Origin of the sequence: Corynebacterium sp. EPI-003-04-2554_SCH2473622 (assembly GCF_001665955.1) — a bacterium.
In the GTDB taxonomy this organism is placed as follows: Bacteria; Actinomycetota; Actinomycetes; order Mycobacteriales; family Mycobacteriaceae; genus Corynebacterium; species Corynebacterium pseudodiphtheriticum.
The window spans coordinates 1-7,806 of record NZ_LZMN01000055.1; the positions used below are offsets into that span (position 1 = coordinate 1).

Consider the following 7,806-nt stretch of genomic DNA (forward strand, 5'->3'; position numbering starts at 1 on the left):
ATCCTGGTCGCGCCCTTGATCTTTACCGTTGGAACGCTGAATTATCCTCATCATTCTGGCCACTTATTTCGGTGACTGAAGTCAGTCTTCGAAACGCTCTCGCCGAACACCAGGCCCAGCCTGAAGCATCGCGGCGGGGGTGTTTTCGCGTTGAGATGTAGCTCCTTGAGTTTAGGGTTAAACCCCAGCTGACCCGGGGTTCTTTGCGTTGCCCCGCACGGTCACGAGCTTTGTCGCGCTGAGTGGCGACATCCATCAGCAGCTTCAGGAAGTCGCTGCTCGTCATATCCACAGAGATGCGATCTGCAGGATCCGGGTGCTGTTGACGCAATAAATCAATTTCTGACTTGGGAAAATCCATACGCCCAACATCATATATGGAACAAAATTACTGCAATGAAAAATTGAAGTTTTTAGCTACCGGCAGTGCTACTATGGCGAAAACTTTCTGTGAATTCCCCAGACAAAACAGCTTAAGCTGTGCATACTATTCCTATGTCGCTTCCTACTGAGTTCACTGTCCTCGACTTCGAAACCGCCAACGAGATGCGTGCGTCGGCATGCCAGATCGGCCTCGTACGAATGAACGACCACGGCGAAACACTTGAACGCTACAGCTCACTCATCAAACCAGACCCTGGATACGAGCACTTCCAGCCCATCAACATCTCGGTACACGGCATTAGAGAAACCGACGTCGCAGATGCCCCAACCATGCGGGAGCTAGCCAGCGACATCCAGGAATTCGTCGGCACGAACCCCATCGTTGCACACAACATGGCTTTTGATTATTCCGTCTGGCGAGCACACACAGAGCTGGGGAATCTGCCCGATTTTATAAATCCTCGGCTTTGCACGCTGCGCATGGCCCGATACCTTCTGCACCGCCCTGCCGGAACCAACGGGCTGGAAAGCCTGATCCACGACTACTGCCCTGGCCTGGCATTCGCACACCACGACGCCTCCGAGGATGCGCGGGTTACCGGCGAACTATTCCTCGCGATGCTGCGACACCTGGAGATGCCGCTGGGGCAACTCGTAAAGACCTTCGCACTAACGCAAGCACCGCGGCAACGTGGGAGCGCGGGGTCTGGTAGCGGTAACGGTAACGGTACCCGGCCGGCGCGACCAGAAGCAGACCTCACTCAGTGGACTAATGAGACCGCGCTAGAAGGCGAAGTCGTGTGTTTTACCGGCACACTTGGCCGGATGAAGCGCGCGGATGTGCAGCAGCTCGTCGAAAAGCTAGGCGGCAAGGTTGATAAATCAGTGACGAAGAAAACCACCCAGCTGGTAGTCGGGGTACCCTCGCCAACCACGTGGCGGCCAGGCATGGATGGCTCCAGCAAAATGGTGAAAGCCCGAGCGCTCGTGGAAAAAGGCGCGACATTGACCGTGATGACAGAAAATGAATTCTTCGCCGCAATTGAAGAATAGGCGTGCGTACGAGTGGTATGGATCGCGAGCTATTAAGTTTCTACTCTAACAATGTTAGAGTAACTTTAGAGTAGATTTAATAGTAGCCTGTTTTTGCTGGTCACGGGGATTTTCTACTCTAACATCTAGTGTTAGAGTACTTTAGAGTAGCTTTACAGTAGGCCGCGCTTCGCCGACAGCACCAGGTCAAACTTCTCCATCGGTTATTCGAGTGACCACGTAGCACGGGGATCATTCGGGCTCTGTTTATGCCACACAACCAAGCCACGCGAATGCAACTCTTTCAAATGGCGCAGCACAGTAGGACGCGCAAGGCTTACTAACTCGGTGATTTCCCCAATCCCTAATTGTTTTTGGGACTGCCGGAGCACTTTGAGAATTTCCAATGCTGCCCGGCCCAAATCTCGGGTTAAATCCGCTGGAATAGCATTGCTTGCATGCAAAGTCAGTTTTACCGACTCATTGACCTGCTCATACACTGGATCCACTAGCCCCGATGTGCGCATCTCCTGGAATATACGACGAATGCCTTCACCTAATTCCTGAGTAATCCCGAGATCCGCGCACACCCTCGCGATGCGAGGGTTACGCGCATTCCGGCTAATCTGCTCCGGGTTATCAATCCGGTTCAGACCCAAAAACCTGCCAGGATTAGTAATCTCTATACGGTTAGGAAAGATTTCTACCCGAATATGATCACCTCCCATGCTGTACGAACGGTGAACCAACGCATTTACTAAACCTTCAAGCCATGCATCCTTCGGAACAATTGCATGAGGCACAAACCGCCCGGCATCCCCCAATGCTTGCCGCTTAGGCATGAGCTGTTCAATTGCTTCTGCCGCTGCCGAAAGCTGCTCAGGGATCGAGCCTTCAGCGCGTATATCTCCCCCGTGAACAAGATTTTGCCGACGCCCGGCACCACGATCATTATCGTCATAGCGCAGAATTCTTACATGCGCATTGGGATAAAAAATCTGCGGACGGTGCGCAAACAATAACGCTGCCGCGACTGTAACCTCCCCTTTTCGGGTCAATAAATCCCGTGCTTGCAACGCTAATTGCGGGCTTGATGATGTAAGCAACGCCCGGAATTCTTCCACCTGTTGCGGATCCAAAACCTCCTCGAAGCTTCCTCCACCAGGCACTGGCGTCGACTCAAACCGTGATGCTCCCCGATCCCATTCAAGTTCTTGCCACTGCGCAAATGACAACTTCAGGGTGGAATCACCCATGCGCTGGTAGCAATCCCCACGGTTATCTTGGTGCACGTATTCGGACATGCTCGCCTCATAATTTTAGAGTAGATTTAACAGTAGACCGTTTCGGCTGGTCATGGGGATTTTCTACTCTAACATCTAGTGTTAGAGTACTTTAGAGTAGCTTTACAGTAAGCCACACCATTGAGCTCTGATCGCGCTGTCAGCTTAATCAATTGCAAAAGTGCGCTATCATAAATAACAACATGACCGGTTCCGCTCTCCACTTGTAGTGGAAGCCCAGGGCCGGTCCCTTTCATTATTTTCATTGTGGCCCATTTTCACCGTGCCCGCGGAATTCAAAGCACCACACACTACCGCAGCTCCCGTAAGCCACCATCCAGTCGGCGGGTAATGCCCTGTTCATCGAGATACTCCAGCAGCGGAATCGCCACCCGACGCGTGGTCGACAAAGCTTTCCGAGCTGCCGACAGTGTAAACGGTTGCTCCAGCTGCGCGATACGCTTTTTCGCCTCCTGTACAGCAGACGGCAGCAGCACAATCCCCTGCGACAACCGCAATAAACGCCCCGCATTTTCCGCCGCCGCCAACTGCTTGGCACCCAACCGGAGTTCCTGCAGCTCATCCGCCTCCGGTGCGGCGAAGGGGTCGTCGGCAAGCCAGGTTTCCAGCTTGACGACGGATGCTTCCGCCTCACCCAGATCCACCTTGTGCCCCGGCAGACGCAGCAGCCCGTCGGCCTGTTCCACCTTGGCGGCGGCCACCGCGATGCCCAGCAGCGCATCCTCGCGCAAGTCCAGCGCATCCATCGCAGCCTTACGCGGCATGCCTGCGGCCAGCGGATTATCCTGCGCATGCTTGCCCAGCGCAACCAGCAGCTGGTTTTTCCAGCGCGTGATCTGCCGGGCGGCGATCCACCACTGCCGGAAAGCAATAATGCCCTGCGGTGGGGTTTTCGGATCGCTCACGCTGAACCCGGCGCGCTGCAACTTGCCGACGGGCACGTAACCGACGCGCTGGATATACCCGGTGGGATCGGTGAACGGACTCGAGCTTGCCGCAGCAGTAGTGGTGGTGGCATCGCTGGGGCTGGCGTCGGCAGTACTGGTGGCATCGCTCGGGTTGCCGTCGGCAAGCAGTTCCAATTCTTCTGCACGCCGACGCGCCGCACCACGGCGGTTCAGCTCCGGCGGGTACACATCAATAATCTGCACCCCGGCACTCACATGCCGCCCACCCGGGCTGCGCACCACGAAGCGATCCAACAACTGCAGCGGCAACGGGTGCGCCAAACTCAGCCGCGCATAATCCCCAGACAACGGCCGCACGTGGGCCTCCAGCCCAGCAGTGCCAATGTGAACGACGATATTCTGTGGCAACTCATGAAAATCCTGGCCGAAGGTGCGGCGCACATCGATCTGTTCCACCAACTCCCACGCACCCGAGCTGAGCAAGCTGTGGCCGCGGTGGATGGCATCCGCACTGATCCCGCGCAGATTCACCGCCACCCGCGAAGTCGGCTCCAACACCTGGTGGGCCGTATTTTCGCTGTGCAAACCGCGCACTTCCACCGCACGCCCGCCGTCCGGGCTGGCCAGCTGCAAGGTATCCCCTACCCGCAGAGTGCCCGCTGCCAACGTACCCGTGACCACGGTGCCAGCGCCTTTCACGGAAAACGCGCGGTCGATCCACACACGCACCCGCGCCTGCGGGTCCGGGGCAGGCACCTGGGCCAGCACCTCATCCAACACCTGCCGCATCTGCGCGATGCCCTCACCGGTATGGGCGGAAACCTCAACCAGGGGTGCGTCGGCAAGCGCGGTGCCAGCTAGTTCATGGCGCACCTGGGCTGTGACCTCGGCGCGACGGGCGGCATCGGCGCGATCAGCACGAGTCAGGGCGATCAGCCCATGCCGGATGTCCAGCGCACGCAGGGCATCGCGGTGATCCGTAGACTGCTCCTGCCAACCTTCATCGGCAGCAACCACGAAAATGACCACCGGTGCCGGGCCCACACCGGCGAGCATATTGCCCAGGAACTTCTCGTGCCCCGGCACGTCGACAAACGCCAGGTCCGTGCCTGACGGCAAGATAGTCCACACAAAGCCCAGATCAATGGTCAGCCCGCGGCGTTTTTCTTCCGCCCAGCGGTCCGGGTCCATATCCGTCAGGGCACGCACCAAAGCGGATTTGCCGTGATCAACGTGCCCGGCGGTGGCAACGACGTGCATTTAGTTCGCCTCCTGGCTGGGCTGTTGGGCTTGGACGCCCCGAATGGTCTGGACCAACAGCTCATCCTGTTCTTCCGGCACGCAGCGCACATCCACCACACACTGGCCATCATGCACCCGCGCGAGCACCGGCGTGCTGGCCTGCCGCAACGGCGCAGCCAGCGACTCCGGCAGAGCCACCGCCACACCAGGCAACGGATACTCCGGCGCTCCCCCACCGCCGACACGCCCATCATGGTCCAGCACACGGCCACCAGTGGCGTCGGCAAGCGCCTGCGTGCGCTCGCGATAACGCTGCGGATCAATATGCAACGCATCCTGCACGGCATTCGAAGGCGTCGTTACCGCTGCTTGCAAGGCATTCAGGCGCAACTTATCAATGCGCACCGCCCGCGCCAACGGATGCTTTTTCATTTTCGCAATCGCCTCGGCACTCCCCAGCACAATGCCCGCCTGCGGGCCGCCAAGCAGCTTATCGCCACTAGCAATCACCACATCCGCCCCGGCAGCCAGCTGGCTGTGAATATCTGGCTCCTCCGGCAACGCGGGATCATGCGTGAGCAGGCCCGAACCCAGATCCACAATCAAATACTTGCCGTGGGTGCGCGCAAGCTGGCGCAGCTTGTCGACGCCCACCGCAGCCGTGAATCCTTCCATACGGAAATTCGACGGGTGCACTTTTAAAATCGCGCCAGTATCCGCGGTGATCGCGTTGTCATAATCAGCCAGGTGCGTGCGGTTGGTCGCGCCCACCTCGCGCAGGCGCGTCGCGGTGGATTCGATGAGCTCCGGCAAACGGAAGCCGGCGCCAATTTCGATCAACTCGCCGCGAGAGATAATCACCTCTTGGTTCGGCGCCAGCGCCGCCGTGGCCAGCAACAACGCGGAAGCACCGTTGTTCACAACCAGCGCGTCCTCCGCCGCCGGGCACGCATCCAGCAACGCCTGCGTGGCACCGCCTCCGCGGTTTTTCGATCGCTTGCCGCTGGCCAGATCCATTTCCACATCCGTATACGAAGCCGCCGCCTGCAGTGCTTCCACGGCAGCCGGTGGCAGCGGGGCGCGGCCCAAGTTGGTGTGGATGATCACCCCGGTGGCGTTCAGGACCGGGTGCAGGGCAAACGGTTGCTGCGCGCGTAGATTCTCGGTGATGCGCTCTTCGATGAAATCCACGGCTATGGCGCCGCGACGGGCGTCGGCAAGAATATTTTTTATGGCCGCGCGGATGGTGTGTTCCGCCAGGCGCTGCCGCGCGTGTTCGACGGCGGGAAGCTGCAACAGTTGATCCATCTTCGGAATATTCCGGCGGGGATCGTTGTCAGGCGCTAAAGGATCAGGCGTTGCAGAATCAGACACTGTGGTTTCAGGCACCGTGGCGACCTCCTTGCGGGGCGGGAAACTTGCCTGCGCTGTGGCAAAACTAGTGTTGGGGCAAAACTAGTGGCGGAGACGGACAGGAATCGAACCTGCCAGACCGAGATGCTCGGCCTCACCGGTTTTGAAGACCGGGGCGCCCACCAGGAACGCATACGCCTCCACCGCGTCAGTTTACTAGGGCACAGGTGCAGGGTGGCGGAGTAGGCAGCAAAATAACTAGCACACCGGTGCAGCGACGGCGCACAGGTAGCATAGACCTATGAGTGACGAAGCTGGAAGCAATAACATCAACCTCACCTCGTTTGCCGCCGGAGGTGGCTGCGCCTGCAAGATCCCAGCCGGGGAGTTGGAATCAGCCGTCGAGGGCCTCATCGGCAAAGCCGACCCCAACGTGCTGGTCGGACTGGACGACGGCGACGATGCCGCAGCCGTAAAAATCCAGGACGGGCTGGCGGTAATCTCCACCGCGGACTTTTTCACCCCCATGCTCAACGACCCTTATGACTGGGGCCGGGTGGCAGCCGCCAATGCGCTTTCCGACGTCTACGCCATGGGTGGTACCCCGGTGACCGCGATCAACCTGGTGGGTTGGCCCAACGACGTACTCGGCCTGGATGTGCTGCGCGAAGTCCTGCGCGGCGGCATGGACGTGGCCACCCAAGCAGGCATTTCTGTCACCGGTGGGCACTCGATCACCGCACCCGAACCCATGTACGGCATGGCTGCCACCGGCATTGTCGCACCAGAAAAACTCATGCGTAACGACGCCGCCCAACCCGGTTTGCCTATCACGCTGACCAAGCCGATCGGCGTCGGAATTCTGAATAACAAACACAAAGCCACCGGGGAAGTATCCCAGGCGGCCGTTGATTCCATGACCACCCTCAACCGCGAAGCTTCGCAGGCCGCGCTGGCGGCAGGCGCGCGGGCAGCCACCGATGTCACCGGCTTCGGTTTGCTAGGCCACTTGTACAAAATGTGCCGGGCATCCGGGGTGGCCGCGGAACTCGACTTTTCCGCGGTTCCTGCCATCGACGGCGCCAAGGAAGCGCTTGCCGACGGCTTCATCCCCGGCGGTTCGCGCCGCAACCTGGATTGGGTGCGCCCGCACTTGTCAGTGGAATCGGAGGCGATTTCGGAAGAAGACTTGATCTTCCTGGCCGACGCCCAAACCTCCGGCGGCTTGCTGGTCATCGGCGAAGTACCTGGTTACCCGGTTATTGGCCGCACTGTGGAACGCAACGTGGAAGGCAACGGTGGTAGCGGCACCGGCGAGAACACCGCGTATATCTCGGTGCGCTAGCACTGCTTTATTCCGGCGTCACCACGTTTAATCCTGGGGCACCGCGGCTACGCTACTCCGGCGTCACCACGTCGCCAGCTAAGCCTTGCTGCTCACGGCGTCGCTGCGCACGACGCTTCTGCGGCCCAATGGTGGTGGACGGATCTTTCACTGCCTCCAGCCCGGCGTCCAACACCCCGAAGCGCGTGCAGGCAGAACCAGCCAACAACGACAGGCCCGAAAGCACCGAGACCGCGCG

Annotated in this window: 5 protein-coding genes, 1 tRNA gene and 1 pseudogene; 2 read left to right on the forward strand and 5 right to left on the reverse strand. The window is 59.2% G+C overall.

Translation table 11 applies throughout. The features are described 5' to 3' along the window. Window positions 1-495: 495 nt before the first annotated feature. Complete coding sequence (locus tag A5774_RS06855; RefSeq protein ID WP_064833987.1) at window positions 496-1,437, forward strand: exonuclease domain-containing protein; 942 nt, start codon at window positions 496-498, stop codon at window positions 1,435-1,437. Between the two features lie 203 nt (window positions 1,438-1,640). Here A5774_RS06855 and A5774_RS06860 read toward each other — a convergent pair whose 3' ends face one another. From A5774_RS06860 to A5774_RS06875, 4 genes are all read right to left on the reverse strand, one after another. Then, window positions 1,641-2,720, reverse strand: coding sequence for an ATP-binding protein (locus A5774_RS06860; RefSeq protein WP_231892375.1), 1,080 nt, complete (start codon window positions 2,718-2,720; stop codon window positions 1,641-1,643). A gap of 290 nt (window positions 2,721-3,010) precedes the next feature. After that, window positions 3,011-4,888, reverse strand: a complete 1,878-nt coding sequence (gene selB, locus A5774_RS06865; RefSeq protein ID WP_064833989.1) for a selenocysteine-specific translation elongation factor — start codon at window positions 4,886-4,888, stop codon at window positions 3,011-3,013. Continuing rightward, window positions 4,889-6,178, reverse strand: coding sequence for an L-seryl-tRNA(Sec) selenium transferase (gene selA, locus A5774_RS06870; protein WP_064833995.1), 1,290 nt, complete (start codon window positions 6,176-6,178; stop codon window positions 4,889-4,891). Window positions 6,179-6,329: 151 nt separating this feature from the next. Beyond that, a tRNA-Sec gene (locus tag A5774_RS06875) sits at window positions 6,330-6,425 on the reverse strand. Between the two features lie 99 nt (window positions 6,426-6,524). Between A5774_RS06875 and selD the strand changes: the two genes are divergently transcribed. Next, window positions 6,525-7,568 carry a selenide, water dikinase SelD gene (gene selD, locus A5774_RS06880; protein WP_064833991.1) on the forward strand — a complete coding sequence of 348 codons (1,044 nt, stop codon included), beginning with the start codon at window positions 6,525-6,527 and terminating at the stop codon, window positions 7,566-7,568. Window positions 7,569-7,620: 52 nt separating this feature from the next. Here the strand turns inward: selD and A5774_RS06885 are convergent. After that, a pseudogene (locus A5774_RS06885) lies at window positions 7,621-7,806 on the reverse strand (nitrite reductase); the annotation flags it as partial.

Coding starts and splice junctions, on each gene's coding strand:
- selD (WP_064833991.1), top strand. CDS start 6,525: ATGAGTGACGAAGCTGGAAGCAATAACATCAACCTCACCTCGTTTGCC.
- selB (WP_064833989.1), bottom strand. CDS start 4,888: ATGCACGTCGTTGCCACCGCCGGGCACGTTGATCACGGCAAATCCGCT.
- A5774_RS06855 (WP_064833987.1), top strand. CDS start 496: ATGTCGCTTCCTACTGAGTTCACTGTCCTCGACTTCGAAACCGCCAAC.
- selA (WP_064833995.1), bottom strand. CDS start 6,178: ATGGATCAACTGTTGCAGCTTCCCGCCGTCGAACACGCGCGGCAGCGC.
- A5774_RS06860 (WP_231892375.1), bottom strand. CDS start 2,720: ATGTCCGAATACGTGCACCAAGATAACCGTGGGGATTGCTACCAGCGC.